Below are 18,797 nucleotides of genomic sequence, written 5' to 3'. Positions count from 1 at the left end.
CCGCCTGTGGGCAGTCGCCCCAGGCGGCCCTCAGGTCAGGTCGTCGACCGACGCCTCCGCGCCCCCGGCCTCCGCTCGCTCGGACGCGTCACCGGATCCCCGGCCGCCAGCGCGGCGGCCCGGCGCTTGAGGCCGAAGTCCGCCAGCGCCTCCGCCAGCTTGTGGACCGACGGCTCCGGGGCCATGACGTCCACGCGCAGGCCGTGCTCCTCCGCCGTCTTCGCGGTCGCCGGGCCGATGCAGGCGATCACCGTCACGTTGTGCGGCTTGCCCGCGATGCCGACCAGGTTCCGGACCGTGGAGGACGACGTGAACAGGACCGCGTCGAAGCCGCCACCCTTGATAGCCTCACGCGTGTCGGCCGGCGGAGGCGAGGCGCGGACCGTCCGGTAGGCCGTCACGTCGTCGACCTCCCAGCCGAGTTCGATCAGGCCCGCCACCAGCGTCTCCGTGGCGATGTCGGCGCGCGGCAGGAACACGCGGTCGATCGGGTCGAAGACCGGGTCGTACGGGGGCCAGTCCTCCAGCAGGCCGGCCGCCGACTGCTCGCCGCTCGGCACCAGGTCCGGCTTCACGCCGAAGGCCACCAGCGCCTTCGCCGTCTGCTCGCCGACCGCCGCGACCTTGATGCCCGCGAAGGCGCGCGCGTCGAGGCCGTACTCCTCGAACTTCTCCCGGACCGCCCGCACCGCGTTGACCGACGTGAACGCGATCCACTCGTAGCGGCCCGTCACCAGGCCCTTGACCGCCCGCTCCATCTGCTGGGGCGTGCGCGGCGGCTCGACGGCGATCGTCGGGACCTCGTGCGGCACGGCCCCGTAGGACCTCAGCTGGTCGGAGAGCGACACCGCCTGCTCCTTCGTACGCGGCACGAGGACCCTCCAGCCGAACAGCGGCTTGTTCTCGAACCACGACAGCTGGTCGCGCTGGGCGGCGGCGGAACGCTCACCGACCACGGCTATCACCGCACGCCCGCCCTCGGGGGACGGCAGGGCCTTCGCCTGCTTCAGCGTCTGCGCGATGGAGCCGAGGGTGGCGGCCCAGGTGCGCTGCCGCGTCGTCGTACCGGCGACCGTCACCGTCATCGGGGTGTCCGGCTTGCGGCCCGCGGCCACCAGCTCCCCGGCCGCGGCCGCCACGGAGTCCAGCGTCGTGGACACCACGACCGTGCCGTCGGACGCGCCGACCTCCGTCCAGCAGCGGTCGGAGGCGGTCCGGGCGTCCACGAACCGGACGTCCGCGCCCTGCGCGTCCCGCAGCGGCACCCCCGCGTACGCGGGCACGCCCACGGCGGTAGCGACGCCGGGGACGACCTCGAACGGCACGCCCTCGGCGGCGCACGCCAGCATCTCGCCGGCCGCGTACGCGTCCAGGCCGGGGTCGCCGGACACCGCACGGACGACCCGCTTGCCGCCCCGCGCAGCCTCCATGACAAGATGTGCGGCATCCCGCAACGCAGGGACACCAGCGGCTGTTGACTCGCCGTCAACAACCGTCAGCTGAGGCGTGCCCGTGCCCGGATACGGCCCCGTCGAGGGGTCCGTGTCCGTGTTGAGCTCGGCGACGCCCGCTCTGGCATGCGTGCGCACGACGTCGAGCACCTCGTGCTCGCCGACGAGGACGTCCGCGTTGGCCAGCGCCTCGACGGCGCGCAGTGTGAGAAGCCCCGGATCTCCGGGTCCGGCACCGAGGAAGGTGACGTGCCCGTGTTCAAGGCCGGCGGGAAGGGTGGTGGGGCTCAATGTGCTCGCTCCCCCATCAGACCGGCCGCGCCCTTGGTGAGCATCTCGGCGGCGAGTTCGCGACCGAGCGCCATTGCCTGGTCGTGCGTCTCGGGCACGGGACCGGTGGTGGACAGCTGCACCAGCGTGCGGCCGTCGGGCGTTCCGACGACTCCGCGCAGGCGCATTTCCTTGACAACGTGCCCGTCGGCATGGGGGTCCCCCCGCTCGAGCGGAGCCGAGAGTGGGGGAAGGTCGGCCAGCGCGCCCACGGGGGCGCTGCAACCGGCCTCCAGGGCGGCGAGCAGGGACCGCTCGGCGGTCACGGCGGCCCGGGTGAACGGGTCGTCGAGCTCGGCGAGCGCCGCGATCAGTGCAGCATCCTGGGCGGTGTTCCCCACCCTGCACTCGATCGCCAGTGCCCCCTGGCCAGGGGCGGGCAGAACCGTGTCGACCGACAAAAAGTCGGTCACCTCGTCGATCCGCCCGATGCGGTTGAGCCCGGCCGCGGCGAGGACCACGGCGTCCAGCTCTCCGCTGCGGACGTATCCGACTCGGGTGTCGATGTTGCCGCGGATCGGGACGGTCTCGATGTCGAGGCCGTGGCCGCGCGCGTACGCGTTCAGCTGCGCCATGCGGCGCGGCGAACCGGTGCCGACGCGCGCCCCGCTGGGCAGGTCGGTGAACTTCAGGGCGTCGCGCGCGACGATCACGTCCCGCGGGTCCTCGCGTACCGGCACGGCGGCCAGCACCAGCTCCTCGGGCTGCGCGGTCGGCAGGTCCTTCAGCGAGTGCACCGCGAAGTCGACCTCGCCGCGCAGCAGCGCGTCGCGCAGGGCCGTCACGAAGACACCGGTGCCGCCGATCTGCGCGAGGTGCTCGCGGGAGGTGTCCCCGTACGTCGTGATCTCCACGAGCTCCACGGGCCGTCCGGTCACCCGGCGCACGGCGTCGGCGACCTGCCCGGACTGGGCCATGGCCAGCTTGCTGCGCCTGGTCCCGAGCCTCAGTGGTGACTGCTCACTCATGCTCGCCCTCGGTTCTTGGCGTTCTCGGTGTTCTCGGTGCTCTTGGTGTCGTCGGCCCGGGAGACGGAGGCGACCGTCTCGGGGTCCAGGTCGAACAGGGTGCGCAGCGCGTCCGCGTAGCCGGCGCCGCCGGGCTCGGCCGCGAGTTGCTTGACCCGTACGGTCGGCGCGTGCAGCAGCTTGTCCACGACGCGCCGCACGGTCTGCGCGATCTCGGCGCGGTGCTTGTCGTCGAGGCCGGGCAGCCGCCCCTCCAGGCGGGCGATCTCGCCGGCCACCACGTCGGCGGCCATCGAGCGCAGCGCGACCACGGTGGGCGTGATGTGCGCGGCGCGCTGGGCGGCGCCGAACGCGGCGACCTCGTCGGAGACGATACGCCGGACCTGGTCGACGTCGGCGGCCATCGGCGCGTCGGCGGAGGCCTCGGCGAGCGACTCGATGTCGACGAGCCGCACCCCGAGCAGCCGGTGCACGGCCGCGTCGATGTCGCGGGGCATCGCGAGGTCCAGCAGCGACAGCACGGGCGCGGGGCGAGGAACCTCGAAGACGGGCTCCGGACGGCGGCGCTCCGGGATCCGGCCGATCGTGGCGACGGTCGCGGCGAGCGCGCTGATCAGCTCGGCCTCGGTCTCCGGGTCCGCGGCGACGGCCCTACGACCGCTGCGCGGCTCCCCGGCGCCCTTGTCCACCCAGGCGGCGTGCTGCTCCAGCTCGGCGGCCGGCATACCGGCGACGGCGGCCTCGCCGAGCACCGAGAAGTGGGCGGTGCCCTGCACGGCCGAGAGGTCGAGCGGGCGGCCCTCCTCGGTGCCGAGGCTGGTGGGCGGCAGGTCTCCGCGTATCGGCGCCGGGCCGGTGATGCGCGCGGCAGGCGCGGCTCCGGCGTCCGGGGCGACCGGCCCTTCCACCCGGCCATCGAGGGCCGCGGCGACCGACTGGGCGGTGAGGACGAGACCGGTCGCGCCCGTACAGGACACCACGACGTCGGCACGTGTCAGCGCGTCCGGAACCGTCTCCATCGGCACCGCACGCGCCAGTACGTCCGTGTCGTCCCCTTCGGTGAGGATCTGCGCCAGGCGCTCGGCGCGCTGCAGGGTGCGGTTGGCGATCACGACCTCGGCGACGCCGGCGCGCGCGAGCGTCGCGGCGGCCAGCGACGACATCGAGCCGGCGCCGATCACCAGGGCACGCTTGCCCTTGGCCCACGTCTCCACCGGCGCACCGGCCGACAGCTGCTCCAGGCCGAAGGTGACCAGGGACTGCCCGGCACGGTCGATGCCCGTCTCGGAGTGTGCGCGCTTGCCGACCCTGAGGGACTGCTGGAACAGGTCGTTCAGCAGGCGTCCGGCGGTGTGCTGCTCCTGCGCGGTGGCCAGGGAGTCCTTGATCTGCCCGAGGATCTGCCCCTCGCCGACGACCATGGAGTCCAGCCCGCAGGCCACCGAGAACAGGTGGTGGACGGCCCGGTCCTCGTAGTGGACGTAGAGGTAGGGGGTCAGCTCGTCGAGGCCGACCCCGCTGTGCTGGGCGAGCAGGGTGGACAGTTCGGCGACACCGGCGTGGAACTTGTCGACGTCCGCGTACAGCTCGATGCGGTTGCAGGTCGCGAGCACCGCGGCCTCGGTGGCCGGCTCGGCGGCGACCGTGTCATGGACCAGCTTGACCTGGGCGTCCGCGGTCAGCGCGACCCGCTCGAGGACGCTGACCGGTGCGCTGCGGTGGCTCAGCCCGACGACGAGGAGACTCATGCCGGCATCACGGCGGGGACATCCCCGTCGGGTCCCTTGTCGGCGGACTCCGTGGTCGTGGCGGCAGCGGCCGGCAGGCCGTCGGGCAGCGCATCGGCGATGGCCTCCTCGCCGGCCTTGCGCTGCTCGTGGAAGGCGAGGATCTGCAGCTCGATGGAAAGGTCGACCTTGCGGACGTCGACACCGTCCGGAACGGTCAGCACGGTCGGCGCGAAGTTCAGGATGGAGGTCACACCCGCGCCCACGAGCCGGTCGCAGACCTGCTGGGCGGCGCCCGCGGGGGTCGCGATCACGCCGATCGAGACGCCGTTGTCCTTGATGATCTTTTCCAGATCGTCCGTGTGCTGGACCGGGATCCCGGCGACCGCCTTGCCGGTGAGGGCCGGGTCGGCGTCGATGAGGGCCGCGACCCGGAAGCCGCGGGAGGCGAACCCGCCGTAGTTGGCCAGCGCCGCGCCGAGGTTACCGATACCGACGATCACAACCGGCCAGTCCTGGGTCAGGCCCAGTTCGCGGGAGATCTGGTAGACGAGATACTCGACGTCGTAGCCCACGCCCCGGGTGCCGTAGGAGCCGAGGTAGGAGAAGTCCTTGCGCAGCTTCGCGGAGTTCACGCCCGCGGCGGCGGCCAGCTCCTCGGAGGAGACCGTGGGTACCGAGCGCTCCGACAGCGCGGTCAGGGCTCGGAGGTACAGCGGAAGCCTGGCGACGGTGGCCTCGGGAATCCCTCGGCTACGGGTCGCCGGTCGGTGAGTTCGGCCAGTTGCCACGGTGCTCCTGCGGGTAGAGCGGGGCTGCGGGCGGTCACACGTCCCCGGACCGCCCCGTCGAATGCAGGCTATGTCTTTGTGAACGCGTGCACAAAGATGGTGTCCGATTTGCCCGGTCAACGTGACCGGGGTCACGCGCGGTACTCCTGGGGGCCTCACCGCACACTCTCCTCAACGATCCCCGCCCCCACGACCGGTCGCCCTCGATCCTAGGCGACTTTGCGGACCTCTTTGGACTACTCGGTCAGCGCCCTGCGCAGCCGCTGCTCGTCGACACGCCAGAAGGTGTGCTGGGCGCCGTCGACGAGGACGACGGGGATCTGCTCCCAGTACTCGTCGTGGAGCCGCTGGTCCTGGGTGATGTCCTTCTGCTCCCAGGGCACGCCGAGCTCGCCGCACACCTTCTCGATGACGACCTGCGCGTCGTCGCAGAGATGACATCCGGGCTTGCGGATGAGGGTGACGAGCCGCTCGTCGGGGTTCTGGCCGCTGTTCTTACGCCGAAAGATGGGACTCATGTCGGTCATTCTCACTCCGGGGGACGGCGGCGGCAGCCTGCGCTCACCACCCGGCCGGGCCCACGGCCACCGCCCGTGCCACGCCGAGGGGATGACTCCTAGGGAGACCTTTAACGACTCGGTCGTGGAGAGTTCACAGCCTCCAAACCTCTCGAGTCCGGAACCACCGAACAGAGTGGCTATGCTCGCGTCATGGCCGCTCTCGGATGGCTCACTCCCCGTAGGCGCTCCGCCACGGCGCGGAGCGTGTTGGCAGGCGAGGCCTCGGCGGAGGCAGCGCGCAAGACCTCGCAGGACGTCTCCGACCAGGAACAGCAGTTCCCGGTGCACGGCGACGACAAGGCGGCGGCGTTCTTCGACCTGGACAACACGGTGATGCAGGGCGCCGCACTGTTCCACTTCGGCCGGGGCCTGTACAAGCGGAAGTTCTTCGAGACCCGCGATCTTGCGAAGTTCGCCTGGCAGCAGGCGTGGTTCCGGCTGGCCGGGGTGGAGGATCCCGAGCACATGCAGGACGCGCGGGACTCGGCGCTGTCGATCGTGAAGGGCCACCGGGTCTCCGAGCTGATGTCGATCGGCGAGGAGATCTACGACGAGTACATGGCCGAGCGGATCTGGCCGGGTACGCGGGCGCTGGCGCAGGCGCACCTGGACGCGGGCCAGAAGGTGTGGCTGGTGACGGCCGCACCGGTGGAGATCGCCACGGTGATCGCACGCAGGCTGGGCCTCACCGGAGCCCTGGGCACGGTGGCGGAGTCGGTCGACGGCGTCTACACCGGCCGCCTGGTGGGCGAGCCCCTCCACGGTCCGGCGAAGGCGGAGGCGGTCCGCGCGCTGGCGGTGGCGGAGGGGCTCGACCTCTCGCGCTGCGCGGCGTACAGCGACTCGCACAACGACATCCCGATGCTGTCGCTGGTGGGCCACCCCTACGCGATCAACCCGGACGCCAAGCTCCGCAAACACGCCCGCGCCTGCGACTGGCGCCTGCGCGACTACCGCACGGCCCGCAAGGCCGCGAAGGTCGGCCTGCCGGCAGCGGCCGGGGTGGGCGCGGTGGCCGGGGGCACGGCAGCGGCGATCGCCCTGCACCGCCGGCGCCGCTGACACCGGCTTCTTCACCCCGGCGCCGCTGGCTTCTTCACCCCGGCGCCGCCGACACCGGCCCCTGCACCGCCGGCCCCGCCGACACCGGCTTCTTCGGCCAGGGGTGACCTCCGGCCGGGGCCGCACCGGACCCCCCGCAGGGCGGCCGTACCGGTGGCCCCCTCCCTCGGGCCTGCACGAAGCTGTCGGCCTGAGCGACTCCCGGCAACCGCGCCGCGGCAGCGGCGGCCCGCCTGCGCACGCCTGGATGCGGACCGGTCGCCGCGCGCCTGGGGCGCGGACGTCAGCAACGCCGTAACGCCACCCACGGCTGCTGTCCGAGCCCCAGCTCCCGCCCGTCGCTCACACCCTCCCCGGCCTCCGCTCCCTGTACGCACCGTGCACGGAGCGTTCCCGCGCCCGTCTTCCGCGCCCGCCTCGGCCCCTCCTCGGTGGGGGGCCGGGGGTCGGCAGCCCCCGGGAGGGGACGGGTACGGGCGGCGGGGCCAGCAAAGTGCCGTGGTCAGCGGTGACTTGTGGCGGACGGGTGCATTCGGGCGTTTCTACCCCGCCCCCGGCCCAGCACTCCTCCCACCCCGCACCCGGCCACAACACGCCCCGCACTCAGACGGAAGCCGAACTCAACCGATCAACAAACGGTCACTATGCGGCACTTGAGCAGGCGTCAATCGGTTACAGAAGCGACGTAATCGATGATTTGAGCAACTGGGTGTAGCGCTGCCTGTACTAAGCGTTATTCTCCTCAGACGCAATCCGGTACCCCTCCGTCGCTACGACGGGTGAACGGTCCCGTACTGCATGTGATGGAAGCTCTGCCTCTGGGAGTCCCGTGTACCCACACGTCGGGGTTGACGCCTCGGGCCTGGCTACGCTCCGCGCGACGGTCCACGAACTGTTGCGCGGCCTCGTCCCCACCGCGTACGCCGCCCCCGCCTTCGCCACCGCCACGCCCGTCGGCCCGTGCTACGCACTGGCGGACGGCAGCGCCGCGGTCGGCAGGCGCGGCCGCTCGGGCGCGGGCGCCGCCCCCGCACGCCGCCCGGCCGCGGACAGCGACAGCGCCCGCATGATGGACCTCGTGGAACGCGCCCAGGCCGGCGACGCCGACGCCTTCGGGCGCCTGTACGACCAGTACAGCGACACCGTCTACCGCTACATCTACTACCGCGTCGGAGGCAAGGCCACCGCCGAGGACCTCACCAGCGAGACCTTTCTGCGCGCCCTGCGCCGCATCGGCACCTTCACCTGGCAGGGTCGCGACTTCGGCGCCTGGCTCGTCACCATCGCGCGCAACCTCGTCGCCGACCACTTCAAGTCCAGCCGCTTCCGGCTGGAGGTGACGACCGGCGAGATGCTCGACGCCAACGAGGTCGAGCGCTCCCCGGAGGACTCCGTGCTGGAGTCGCTCTCCAACGCGGCCCTCCTCGAAGCCGTGCGGCGACTCAATCCCCAGCAGCAGGAGTGCGTCACGCTCCGCTTCCTCCAGGGCCTGTCCGTCGCCGAGACCGCCCGCGTGATGGGCAAGAACGAGGGCGCGATCAAGACCCTCCAGTACCGGGCCGTCCGCACCCTGGCCCGACTCCTCCCCGAAGACGCCCGCTGAGCCCCCGGACCGCCCTCGCCCATCCAACGGGCGAACACTTAGCGCGACCATCAACTCACCATCTGTGCAAGCCCGTTGTGTTCGCGATCCGATCATCCGCCGTCCGTAACCCAAGTGCCGAGCCGCTCGTTGTGCGGGATACAGGCTCCCTGTGGTCACACCCTGACCCTCTTTGATCACTCGATCGTGTGGATGCGGTCAGCGTGTGCAACCCTCAGGACCCCCTGGGGAGTCGACCGTCATGACGAGAGGAGGTGCCGCCAGTGATCGCGAACGTATCGGCGCACCGGCGGGCGAACGCCTTCGCCCAGGCCCTGGAGGAGCAGTCCGACGACCGGGGCGCGGCGGCCGAGCAGCCCGAAGGGCCGGCCCCGGCTGCGGCGGAACGGACCGATGAGGCCCGCCTGTTGGGTCTAGCGACCCGTCTCGGCGAACTGCCCGGGCCGACGCTCGACCCGGAGGTCAAGGTCGTCCAGCGTGCGCGGCTGGTGGCCGCGATGGAGGCCATGTTCCGGGAGGGCGCGGCCCCGGCAGGCGAGGCGGCAGGCCCTTCGGTGCCGGAGCAACGACACGGGCGGGGCGCCCATCGTGCAACCACGCTGGGGAAGTTGCGACCGCGGACACGGCTCACCAAGGGTCTCGCTGCGGGCGGACTCAGTGTCGGAGTGGCCGCGGCCTCCTTCGGGGGAGTGGCCGCCGCGAGTTCCGACGCCCTGCCCGGTGACTCCCTCTACGGCCTCAAACGCGGCATCGAGGACGTCAAACTCGACATGGCCGACGGGGACGACGACCGCGGGCAGCTCTACCTCGACCAGGCGTCGACCCGGCTGAGCGAGGCCCGCCGACTGATGGAGCGCGGCCGCGCCGGCGACCTCGACCACGAGTCCCTCACCGAGGTCCGCCGCACCCTGTCCGGCATGCGGCACGACGCGGCCGAAGGCCACCGCCTGCTGCACGAGGCGTACGAGAGGGACGGCTCACTCGTGCCCATCCAGACCCTCTCCACCTTCTCCGAGTCGCACCGCGAGGCCTGGGGCGCCCTGCGCGAGCGGCTGCCCGCCCAGCTCGGGGACGTCAGTCAGGAGGTCTCGTCGGTCTTCGACGCCATAGACCGGGATGTCGCACCGCTGCAGTCGCTGCTGCCGCAGCCCCCGTCCCAGGGCGGCCCCGGCCGGCACCGCAGCTCCGCCCCGGGCTCCGCCGGCTCCGACGCCCCGGCCCCCAGCACCACCGGCGGCTCCGCCCCGGGCACCCACAGCAGCAGCGGCAACCCCCAGCCGTCCAGCTCCAACAGCACCGGCGACGGCCTGCTCGGCGGCAACACGGGCGGTCTCCTGGACCCCCCGAAGGACAGCGCGAGCAGTTCCCCCTCGACGAGCAAGACCCCGTCCTCGGGGCCGAACGTCACACTCCCGCCGTTGCTTCCGGGCCTGCTACCGGGCCTGGGCATCGAAGGCGAGGAGAACAGGTAGGGAACCAGGAAACCGCATGGGGGCGCCCCTTCCAGCAAGGGGCGCCCCCATCGTCGTACCGCAAACCCCGAATCGCTCAGAAGAACACGGACCTCCGCTGCACCAGCAGCTTGTACAACGTGTGCTGAATCTGCTCCCGTACCTGATCCGTCAGGTTGAACATCAGCATCGGATCCTCCGCGGCCTCCGGCGGATACCCGTCCGTCGCGATCGGCTCCCCGAACTGAATCGTCCACTTCGTCGGCAGCGGAATCGCCCCCAACGGCCCCAGCCAGGGAAACGTCGGGGTGATCGGAAAGTACGGGAACCCCAGCAACCGAGCCAGCGTCTTCGCGTTGCCGATCATCGGGTAGATCTCCTCCGCGCCGACGATCGAGCACGGAATGATCGGCGCCCCGGCCCGCAGCGCCGTGGACACGAAGCCGCCACGCCCGAACCGCTGCAGCTTGTACCGCTCACTGAACGGCTTCCCGATCCCCTTGAAGCCCTCCGGCATCACCCCGACCACCTCACCGCGATCGAGAAGCCGCTCGGCGTCCTCCGCGCACGCCAGGGTGTGGCCCGCCTTGCGGGCCAGTTCGTTCACCACCGGCAGCACGAACACCAAGTCGGCCGCCAGCAGCCGCAGATGGCGTCCCGCCGGATGGTTGTCGTGCACGGCGACCTGCATCATCAGGCCGTCCAGCGGCAGCGTCCCGGAGTGGTTGGCGACGATCAGCGCCCCGCCCTTGTCCGGGATGTTCTCGACGCCCTTCACCTCGACCCGGAAGTACTTCTCGTACACCGGCCGCAGCAGCGACATCAGGACCTGGTCGGTCAGCTCCTCGTCGTAGCCGAAGTCGTCGACCTCGTAGTCGCCCGTCAGGCGTCGGCGCAGAAAGGCCAGTCCTCCGGCGATACGCCGCTCCAGGCCCCCTTCCCGGGAGCGGGCCGGCGGCCTTTCCTCACCTGTCACGGGAACATCATCCTGCGGGAGGGCCCCGCCGTGCAGGGGCTGGACATCGCGGACCCCCGCGGGCTCCCCCTTCAGCCGGCTGCTCCCCGCGCTCCGGCGCCGCGACGGCCGCTGCACGGCAGCCCCCCGGGACCGGTCGTCGTCGAACGGAATGACCTTGGCGTCCGCCATCGTTGATGCGCTCCTCAGTCGGCGGTAGGCGTCGGGGGGTGGCCACCGCCCAGGACGGGCAGTGCGGCGATCCGGTCGACGGCCCCCGCGAGGGCCTCCGGCGGCAGCAGTCCGGGCCCGCGGCTGCGCGCGAAGTCCGCGAAGGTCTCCGCGGTCGTGTACTTCGGCTCATAGCCGAGCGTCTCGCGCATCTGGTCCGTGGCCACGACCCGGCCGTGGGTGAGCAGCCGGATCTGCTCGGGCGAGAAGTCCGTCATGCTCAGCGTGCGCATCGCGGACCCGACCCAGGTGACGGCGGGCAGCAGCAGCGGCACCGTGGGTCGGCCCAGGCGCCGCGCACACTGCGACAGCAGCAGCACCCCGTCGCCGGCGACGTTGAACGTGCCGCTGTTGAGGGTGCCGCGCCGCGGCTCGTGCGCGCCGATGCGCAGCACCTCGATCACGTCGTCCTCGTGCACGAACTGCAGCCGCGGGTCGTAGCCGAACGCGGTGGGCAGGACCGGCAGCGAGAAGTACGACGCGAGGGGGGTGCCGGCGTGCGGTCCGAGGATGTTGGCGAACCGCAGCACGCACACGGCGACATCGGGCCGGCGCCGCGCGAAGCCCCGCACGTACCCCTCGACCTCGACGGCGTCCTTGGCGAAGCCGCCGCTCGGCAGCGACTTGGGCGGGGTCGTCTCGGTGAACACGGCCGGGTCGCGGGGGGCGGACCCGTACACGTTCGTGCTGGACTTCACGACCAGCCGTTTGACGCTCGGGGACTTCTGGCAGGCACCCAGCAGCTGCATGGTGCCGATGACGTTGGTCTCCTTGACCGTGGCCCGGCTGCCGCTGCCCAGCGCGGTGCCGGTCACGTCCATGTGGATCACCGTGTCCACGGAGTGCTCGGCGAGCACCCGGGCGATGGTGGGCTGGCGGATGTCGGCCCGGATGAACTCCGCGCCGCCCAGATGGTGCTCGGGCGGTACCGCGTCCACCGCGATGACGCGGTCGACCTCCGGGTCACGCTGGATCCGTCGTACGAACCGGCCGCCGAGCCGGCGGGCCACTCCGGTCACGAGCACGACCTTGCCCAAGATCAGCGCCTCTCTTCCCGTCGCGTCCAGTAGTGGACGTAGCTCTGTCCGCCAGCCTGCCGCGTTCCCCGTATGCGGCCAACTTAGCGGGTCGATGTTGCGCTGTGATGACCGCCCGATGCACGAAGTGACGACCCACCCGTACGTACGACCAGACCAAGCCATTCGCTTCACAGGCGTACGCACCGCCGGAACGCGTCGGCACACGCGCACCCGGGACGCACCCATCCGGAAAACGACAAACACCCCCCACCGGTGGTGGGGGGTGTTGCGCGCGTTCACGCACAGAAGAAGGGGCGCCCCCGGACGGGGCCGCACCTTACTTCTTGTTGCGACGCTGAACGCGAGTGCGCTTGAGCAGCTTGCGGTGCTTCTTCTTGGCCATCCGCTTGCGCCGCTTCTTGATAACAGAGCCCACGACTACCCTCGCTCACTTCTCATCACTCGGTGCTGGGCGCCATGGGCCCATACGACCTACGAGGGGCTAGCCTACCCAACCCGAGCGCTGAGGTTGTAATCGAGGTCCCGCCGGAGACCGCAACGACCTCCGGCGGGCCGCCGTCAGACCGTCTCCACCCCCACATAGCTGTCGCGGAGGTACTCGTGAACCGCTTGCTCCGGGACCCGGAAGGACCTCCCCACCCGGATCGCCGGCAGATGACCACTGTGCACCAGCCGGTACACGGTCATCTTCGACACCCGCATCACCGAGGCGACTTCCGCCACGGTCAGGAACTGAACCTCGTTCAGAGGCCTCTCGCCAGCTGCAGCCATGACACACCTGCACCTTCCGCACTCGACGGCCACCGGCTTCCCCTTCCGGTGACTCTTCGTCGCTGCGCGCTCACTCCCCAATGTAGGTGCAGATGATGCAAGTGGGGAAGAGGGGATGGCATCCGCGGCCTACTGTGACAGACACGCTCGATTGAGTACATAGCGAGTAAGCGGTCGGTAGTAATCGGACCGCACAGCGTCATCAAGGGGAACGACCACGGACACCCGCCCCTCCGCCTCGCCGACGAAGAGCGCGGGATCGTCCGTATCGGCGAGGCCGATCGCGTCGAACCCCAGCTGACCTGCTCCGCAGACCCAGCCGTGGTCCCCGATGACCAGTTCCGGCAACGGGCCGCCGGCTTCCGCCGCGGCGGCCAGCGCGGTGCGAAGCGGCAGCGGCGAGTGCGTGTGTGCGCCGGGCTCACAACCGGCTCTTCCGGATCCTGGTTCTCGCACGAGGGCGACTCCTCGTACGTAATCAAGGTTGTACGTGCGTAGACCGAACCGGGTCGTTATGTCGACACAGCGACCCTGCGCCGGGGTGAGGACGGTACATCCCGCCGCCGACAGGGCGTCCGCGAGCGCGGCGTAGAACCCGAGCAGCCGGTGCGGGTGCCCGGTGCCGAGCAGCACCGCCTCGCGGTGGCGCGCGGCCCTGGCGACACGCTCGGCGAACGCCTCGAGCCCCTCCAGCGTGCGCTCCGGATCGATCACATCATGGCCGGACACATACCGTGGATCGGCCGAAACCCCACACTTGTCCGCCATCAACTCGATCAAATCCTCAGAACTCCATGTCCATTCGGGATCGAGTCCGATCAGAGCGCGGGGGTCGCGGGCAGCGAAGAGCCGATAGCTGCGCAGGCTCTCCTCCCGGGAGGTGGCCACGGGCCCGGCCAGCCGGGCGGCCAGCAGATGCGCACGCAGTGCGCCGGTGCTCAACACCCCAGCGATGCTGTCCCAATCACCTCCGCCGCACGTCCGGAATGCAGGGAACACCCCACAGTCGGCGTAATCGCCCCCCACCCGGGGCTGCGCCCCCAGACCCCCCTGTCGGCCTTGCGGCCTCGTCCTGGAAAGGCCGGAGGGGCTGAATTCCGCCCCTCCGGCGTTTGAGGAGCGGAGGTCCGGGGGCCTGGCCCCCGAACGGGTCTGGGGCGAAGCCCGGGCAGGGTTCCGGGGGCGGAGCCCCACGAGGGGTGCAGGGGACGCAGTCCCGCCAGGGTTGTAGGGGGCGGAGCCCCGCGAGGGTGCAGGGGCCGCAGCCCCCGCCCCAGGTCTGGGGCGAAGCCCGGGCAGGGTTCCGGGGGCGGAGCCCCACGAGGGGTGCAGGGGACGCTGTCCCCGCCGGGGTTGTAGGGGGCGGAGCCCCGCGAGGGTGCAGGGGACGCAGTCCCCGCCCCAGGTCTGGGGCGAAGCCCCAGCGGGGTGCAGGGGACGCAGTCCCGCCAGGGTTGCGGGGGCGCAGCCCCGCGAGGGGCGCAGGGCCGCAGCCCCGCCCGAAGTCTGGGGCGAAGCCCAGGCGGGGTGCAGGGGACGCTGTCCCCGCCGGGGTTGTAGGGGGCGGAGCCCCGCGAGGGTGCAGGGGACGTAGTCCCGCCCCAGGTCTGGGACGCAGTCCCCACCGGGGTTGTAGGGGGCGGAGCCCCCGCCCGAGGTCTGGGGCGAAGCCCCAGCGGGGTGCAGGGGACGCAGTCCCCACCGGGGTTCCAGGGGCGGAGCCCCTGGAGGACGGGAAGGGTAGGGGCGGCGGGGGCGAAACCAACCCGGGGCGCGCCCGGGGGCTACGGCAGCAGCCCGCGCAGCGGATACACCGCCTTCCGCGCCGCCAGCACCGCCTGGTCCAGCCGATCGGCCGGATCGTACCCGGACTCCCACCCCGAGAACGCCACCGGCCACCGCCCATCCGTCATCCGCGCGGGCGCCAACTGCCGCGTCCGCGCGAAGACTTCCTGCCGCCACCCCTCCGGAATCACCGTCTCCGGCTCAATCGGCCGCCCCGCCGCGATCGCGACGAGATGCGTCCAGGACCGCGGCACGACCTCCACCACCGCATAGCCGCCCCCGCCCAGCCCGACCCACCGCCCGCCCGCGTACTCGTGCGCCAGGTCGTGACACGCGACCTGCACCGCCCGCTGCGCGTCCAGCGACACCGCGAGATGCGCGAGCGGATCCTCGAAGTGGGTGTCGGCCCCGTGCTGCGTCACCAGCACCTGCGGCCGGAACTCCGCGATCAGCTCCGGCACCACGGCATGGAAGGCCCGCACCCACCCCGCATCACCCGTCCCCGCCGGCAGCGCCACGTTCACCGCGCTGCCCTCCGCGTTCGGCCCGCCCGTCTCCTCCGGCCATCCGGTCTGCGGGAACAGCGTCCGCGGATGCTCGTGCAGCGACACCGTCAGTACCCGCGGATCGTCCCAGAACGCCGCCTGCACCCCGTCCCCGTGGTGCACGTCCACATCGATGTACGCCACCCGCTCCGCCCCCAGCTCCAGCAGCCGGGCGATGGCGAGCGCGGCGTCGTTGTAGATGCAGAAGCCCGACGCGCTGCCCGGCATCGCATGGTGCAGCCCGCCCGCGAAGTTCACCGCGTGCAGCGCGTCCCCGCGCCACACCCCCTCCGCCGCCCCGACCGACTGCCCCGCGATCAGCGCGGACACCTCGTGCATCCCGGCGAACGCGGGATCGTCGAGAGTCCCGATCCCGTACGACCCGTCGGCCGCCCCCGGGTCCGTGGACGCGGCCTTCACCGCCTCCACGTAGTCCTGCCGGTGCACCAGCCGCAGCGTCGACTCGCCCGCGGGCTTCGCCGCGACCACGTCGACGTCCCTGTCGAGCCCGAAGGCGTCGACCAGTCTCCGGGTCAGCGCGAGCCGGACCGGATCCATCGGATGGTCCGGGCCGAAGTCATAGCCCGTTACTGCCTCGTCCCACATCAGCTGTGCGCGGCCGCTCATGTCCGCCACCGTATCGGTCTTGTCCCGGCTTGAACGAACGGGCGTACACCAATGTCACCAGGACCAACGCCATCGGTACGAGCATGGCGCCCCGGTAGTTCCAGGCGTCCCCGAGCGCCCCCACCAAGGGCGAGCCGATGAGAAAGCCCACATAGTTGAAGATGTTCAGCCGCGCGATCGCCGTGTCCGAAGCCCCCGGGAACAGCCGCCCGGCGGCCGCGAACGTCTGCGGCACCAGCACGCACAGCCCCAGCCCCAGCAGGGTGAACCCCAGCATCCCGACCCACGCCCCGGGCGCGCCCGCCACCACGGCGAACCCGAGCGCCGCCACCAGCGCCCCGAGCCGTACGACGGCCACGGCCCCGAACCGCCGCACCCCGAAGTCGCCGATGGACCGCCCCAGCAGCGTGGTGATCATGTAGACGTTGTACGGAACGGTCGCCAGCTGCTCCGAGCCGCCGAGCGTGTCCTGGAGGTACTTCGCGCTCCAGTTGGAGACGGTGGAGTCCCCGATGTAGGCGAACGTCATCACCAGGCAGAGCGGCAGCAGCAACCGGAAGACGACGGTCCCGGCATCCGCCTCCCGGACCTCCGGTGTCTCCTCCGCATCCCCGTCCTCCGGGGCCTCCCGGGCCCCCGGGACCGGGGCCGAGCCCCCGTCGACATACCACCGAGTGCCCACGAGAGCGGCCGGCAGCAGCACCGCGACGACCGGCAGATATGACACCCACAGCGCCAGATGCCAGTGCGCGCCCACCCAGGCGAGCGAGGCACCGACGATCCCGCCGAGGCTGTACGCGGCGTGGAACCCGAGCATGATGCTGCGCCCGTACGTCCGCTGGAGGCTCACCCCGAGCATGTTCATGGAGGCGTCCAGCGCGCCGACGGTCAGCCCGAACGCGGCCAGCGCCACCGCCAGCTCGGCCATGTGCCCGCCGGCCCCCACACCGAGGAGGGCGAGCAGCACGACGGGCTGCGACCAGCGCAGCAGCCGGCTGGGCCGTACGCGCTTCACCAGCTGCTCCGTCGTCACGCTGCCGACACCGGCGAGGACGGGCACCGCGGCGAGGAAGACGGGAAGCAGCGCGTCGGAGACGCCGTACCGGTCCTGGATGGCCGGAATCCGCGTCACCAGCAGGGCGAAGGCGGCGCCTTGAGCGAAGAAGCTGAACGCCAGCGAGGCCCTACCGCGCCGCAGCACATCTGTCATGGCGGCGAGCGTAGGGCCCCGGTCTACCCGTGGGTAGATCCAGCCGAAGATGATTTTTGTTCAGCTTTACTCGGCCGGTTACTTGGAGAAAGAGGGCGCGGGGGCGGCGGCAGGGGCGGCACCGGCGTTCGCGTCGGCGTTCGTTTCAGCGGCCAGTATGTGGGCCATGGGCCCGGCGGCCAGGGCACCGCTGACGAAGAACGCGAGCACCATCGCGACGGCGAGGACGACCGAGCCGAGCCAGACCATCGTGTCCACGGGCAGGGTGTAGGCCCCCACGACCCGCACGACGCACTCACCGAGGAGCACCACACCCCACACCACCGAGAAGACCCGCTCGGCCCGCCGGAAGGCCCCGGACCCACTCTGCAACCGCGCCCAAGCTGCCTCTCTGGCCGCGTCACCCTTCACCAGCCAGGGCTTCATCCCGGCGGTCATCATCGGCTTGCCCAGCGCCACGGAGACCAGGATCCCGATCCCGATCGTGCTGCTCACGCCGCTGTCTTTGGCGAGCATCAGCCGCGGGTCACCCGAGACGAAGCTGAGCAGCAGCCCGACGACGTTCACCACGAGGATGAGGACGGCGAGGGCGTTGACCCTGCGCTCCTTCACCACGCCGAGGACGGTACGCACGGCGGGCGGGACGCTGCTCCAGGCGAGCGCCGCGAAGGTGCTCATACCGAGGGCGTCCTTGAGGAGGTAGTACGACCCCACGGGCACCACCACGTCCATGATGAGCGGCACCAAGTTCTGCTTCTTGCTCTTGCTCTGGCTCTGGCTCTGGCTCCGGGACACCGTGTTCGTCGTCATGCCCCTAGCTTCGCCGCAAGGAGGGGTCCGCCAGTAGAAACGATCGTCCGGAGCTCGGCATGACAAATGTCAGTGCCTGGCCCTGGTGCGGGTCACACGAGCAGGTCGGCCAACTCACCCATCGACGCGAAGAGTTGGGTTGCACCGGCGAGACGGTCGGCAGGCGTCATGGCGGTGAACCCGTACACGTCCATGCCGGCGGCCACGGCGGCCTGCACACCGAGCGGACTGTCCTCGACGACCACACATCTCTGCGGCGCGACCCCCATCCGCTCGGCCGCGTACAGGAACAGGTCGGGCGCCGGCTTGCCCCGCCCCACGTCCTGCGCGCTGAAGACGCGGCCGTCGTCGAACCACCGGTCGAGACCGGTCGTCCGGTGCCCGACCCGGATCCGGTCATGGCTGCCCGAGGACGCCACACAGAACGGCACTCCATCGGCCGTCAGCTTCTCCAGCACGTTCTCGACGCCGGCGACCGGCTTCAACTCCCGCTCGAACGCGGCGAAGACGCGTGCGTGGAAAACGTCGTCGAAGTCGTCCGGCAGCCGCTCTCCGGTCCGCTCCAGGAGGAGGTCGTGGATACGGTGCATGGCCGAGCCCATGTAGTCGCGGATGGAGTCCTCGTAGGTGGTCGGGTGCCCCAACTCGGTGAGGTAGGCGGCCAGGAGCCGGTTGGAGATGGGCTCACTGTCGACGAGGACGCCGTCGTTGTCGAAGATGACGAGGTCGTAGCGCATGCCTCGACCCTAGACGCAGAAAACCCCCGTGCTGAATAGCACGGGGGTTTTCTCAAGAATTGTTCGGCGGTGTCCTACTCTCCCACAGGGTCCCCCCTGCAGTACCATCGGCGCTGTAAGGCTTAGCTTCCGGGTTCGGAATG

General features: G+C 71.2%; 17 protein-coding genes and 1 rRNA gene. 3 read left to right on the top strand and 15 right to left on the bottom strand.

The window, feature by feature from the left end:
• Positions 1-35: 35 nt before the first annotated feature.
• The 5 genes from AB0N14_RS35000 to AB0N14_RS34980 form a co-directional block, all read right to left on the bottom strand.
• Positions 36-1,742 carry a uroporphyrinogen-III synthase gene (locus AB0N14_RS35000; protein WP_366029730.1) on the bottom strand — a complete coding sequence of 569 codons (1,707 nt, stop codon included), beginning with the start codon at positions 1,740-1,742 and terminating at the stop codon, positions 36-38.
• The gene (gene hemC / locus AB0N14_RS34995) at positions 1,739-2,749 is read right to left on the bottom strand and encodes a hydroxymethylbilane synthase (protein ID WP_366029729.1); all 1,011 of its coding nucleotides are present in this window, start codon (positions 2,747-2,749) and stop codon (positions 1,739-1,741) included. The genes AB0N14_RS35000 and hemC overlap by 4 nt, the downstream gene beginning before the upstream one ends.
• Positions 2,746-4,497 (bottom strand): glutamyl-tRNA reductase, encoded by a 1,752-nt coding sequence (locus AB0N14_RS34990; protein ID WP_366029728.1) that lies wholly within the window; start codon positions 4,495-4,497, stop codon positions 2,746-2,748. Before AB0N14_RS34990 ends, hemC begins: the two co-directional genes overlap by 4 nt.
• A complete protein-coding gene (locus AB0N14_RS34985) occupies positions 4,494-5,267 on the bottom strand; it encodes a redox-sensing transcriptional repressor Rex (protein ID WP_200418671.1) in 774 nt (257 codons plus the stop codon). Before AB0N14_RS34985 ends, AB0N14_RS34990 begins: the two co-directional genes overlap by 4 nt.
• A 236-nt stretch (positions 5,268-5,503) precedes the next feature.
• A complete protein-coding gene (locus tag AB0N14_RS34980; protein WP_366029727.1) occupies positions 5,504-5,794 on the bottom strand; it encodes a glutaredoxin family protein in 291 nt (96 codons plus the stop codon).
• Positions 5,795-5,977: 183 nt separating this feature from the next.
• On the opposite strand from AB0N14_RS34980, the gene AB0N14_RS34975 reads away from it, so the two are divergent.
• The 3 genes from AB0N14_RS34975 (at position 5,978) to AB0N14_RS34965 (ending at position 9,964) form a co-directional block, all read left to right on the top strand.
• A complete protein-coding gene (locus tag AB0N14_RS34975) occupies positions 5,978-6,889 on the top strand; it encodes an HAD-IB family hydrolase (RefSeq protein ID WP_200418669.1) in 912 nt (303 codons plus the stop codon).
• A gap of 829 nt (positions 6,890-7,718) precedes the next feature.
• Positions 7,719-8,492 carry an ECF subfamily RNA polymerase sigma factor, BldN family gene (locus AB0N14_RS34970; RefSeq protein ID WP_366029726.1) on the top strand — a complete coding sequence of 258 codons (774 nt, stop codon included), beginning with the start codon at positions 7,719-7,721 and terminating at the stop codon, positions 8,490-8,492.
• Between the two features lie 263 nt (positions 8,493-8,755).
• Positions 8,756-9,964 (top strand): DUF5667 domain-containing protein, encoded by a 1,209-nt coding sequence (locus AB0N14_RS34965; protein WP_366029725.1) that lies wholly within the window; start codon positions 8,756-8,758, stop codon positions 9,962-9,964.
• A 76-nt stretch (positions 9,965-10,040) separates the two neighbouring features.
• On the opposite strand, the gene AB0N14_RS34960 is transcribed toward AB0N14_RS34965, so the two are convergent.
• From AB0N14_RS34960 to rrf, 10 genes are all read right to left on the bottom strand, one after another.
• A complete protein-coding gene (locus AB0N14_RS34960; protein WP_366029723.1) occupies positions 10,041-11,090 on the bottom strand; it encodes a lysophospholipid acyltransferase family protein in 1,050 nt (349 codons plus the stop codon).
• A 14-nt stretch (positions 11,091-11,104) separates the two neighbouring features.
• Positions 11,105-12,166: an NAD-dependent epimerase/dehydratase family protein gene (locus AB0N14_RS34955; RefSeq protein ID WP_366029722.1), complete on the bottom strand. Its 1,062-nt coding sequence runs from the start codon at positions 12,164-12,166 to the stop codon at positions 11,105-11,107.
• 319 nt (positions 12,167-12,485) lie between these two features.
• Positions 12,486-12,584 (bottom strand): AURKAIP1/COX24 domain-containing protein, encoded by a 99-nt coding sequence (locus AB0N14_RS34950; protein ID WP_003948845.1) that lies wholly within the window; start codon positions 12,582-12,584, stop codon positions 12,486-12,488.
• A gap of 143 nt (positions 12,585-12,727) precedes the next feature.
• The gene (locus AB0N14_RS34945) at positions 12,728-12,940 is read right to left on the bottom strand and encodes a helix-turn-helix domain-containing protein (protein ID WP_158712621.1); all 213 of its coding nucleotides are present in this window, start codon (positions 12,938-12,940) and stop codon (positions 12,728-12,730) included.
• A gap of 129 nt (positions 12,941-13,069) precedes the next feature.
• Complete coding sequence (locus AB0N14_RS34940; protein ID WP_366029720.1) at positions 13,070-13,885, bottom strand: phosphatase; 816 nt, start codon at positions 13,883-13,885, stop codon at positions 13,070-13,072.
• 839 nt (positions 13,886-14,724) lie between these two features.
• Positions 14,725-15,897, bottom strand: coding sequence for an acetoin utilization protein AcuC (locus AB0N14_RS34935; RefSeq protein WP_366029719.1), 1,173 nt, complete (start codon positions 15,895-15,897; stop codon positions 14,725-14,727).
• A complete protein-coding gene (locus tag AB0N14_RS34930) occupies positions 15,848-17,107 on the bottom strand; it encodes an MFS transporter (protein WP_366029718.1) in 1,260 nt (419 codons plus the stop codon). Before AB0N14_RS34930 ends, AB0N14_RS34935 begins: the two co-directional genes overlap by 50 nt.
• A gap of 78 nt (positions 17,108-17,185) precedes the next feature.
• On the bottom strand, positions 17,186-17,917 hold the full coding sequence (locus AB0N14_RS34925) for a VC0807 family protein (RefSeq protein ID WP_366029717.1): 732 nt from the start codon (positions 17,915-17,917) through the stop codon (positions 17,186-17,188).
• A gap of 92 nt (positions 17,918-18,009) precedes the next feature.
• Positions 18,010-18,654: an HAD family hydrolase gene (locus AB0N14_RS34920; protein WP_366029716.1), complete on the bottom strand. Its 645-nt coding sequence runs from the start codon at positions 18,652-18,654 to the stop codon at positions 18,010-18,012.
• Positions 18,655-18,715: 61 nt separating this feature from the next.
• Positions 18,716-18,797 (bottom strand): 5S ribosomal RNA (rrf, locus tag AB0N14_RS34915); the annotation flags it as partial.

It is taken from the genome of Streptomyces sp. NPDC051104, from assembly GCF_040682835.1.
Classification (GTDB): Bacteria; Actinomycetota; Actinomycetes; order Streptomycetales; family Streptomycetaceae; genus Streptomyces; species Streptomyces cynarae.
Note: the sequence above shows the minus strand (reverse complement) of the source record. Positions and strands in the feature narration are given on the sequence as shown.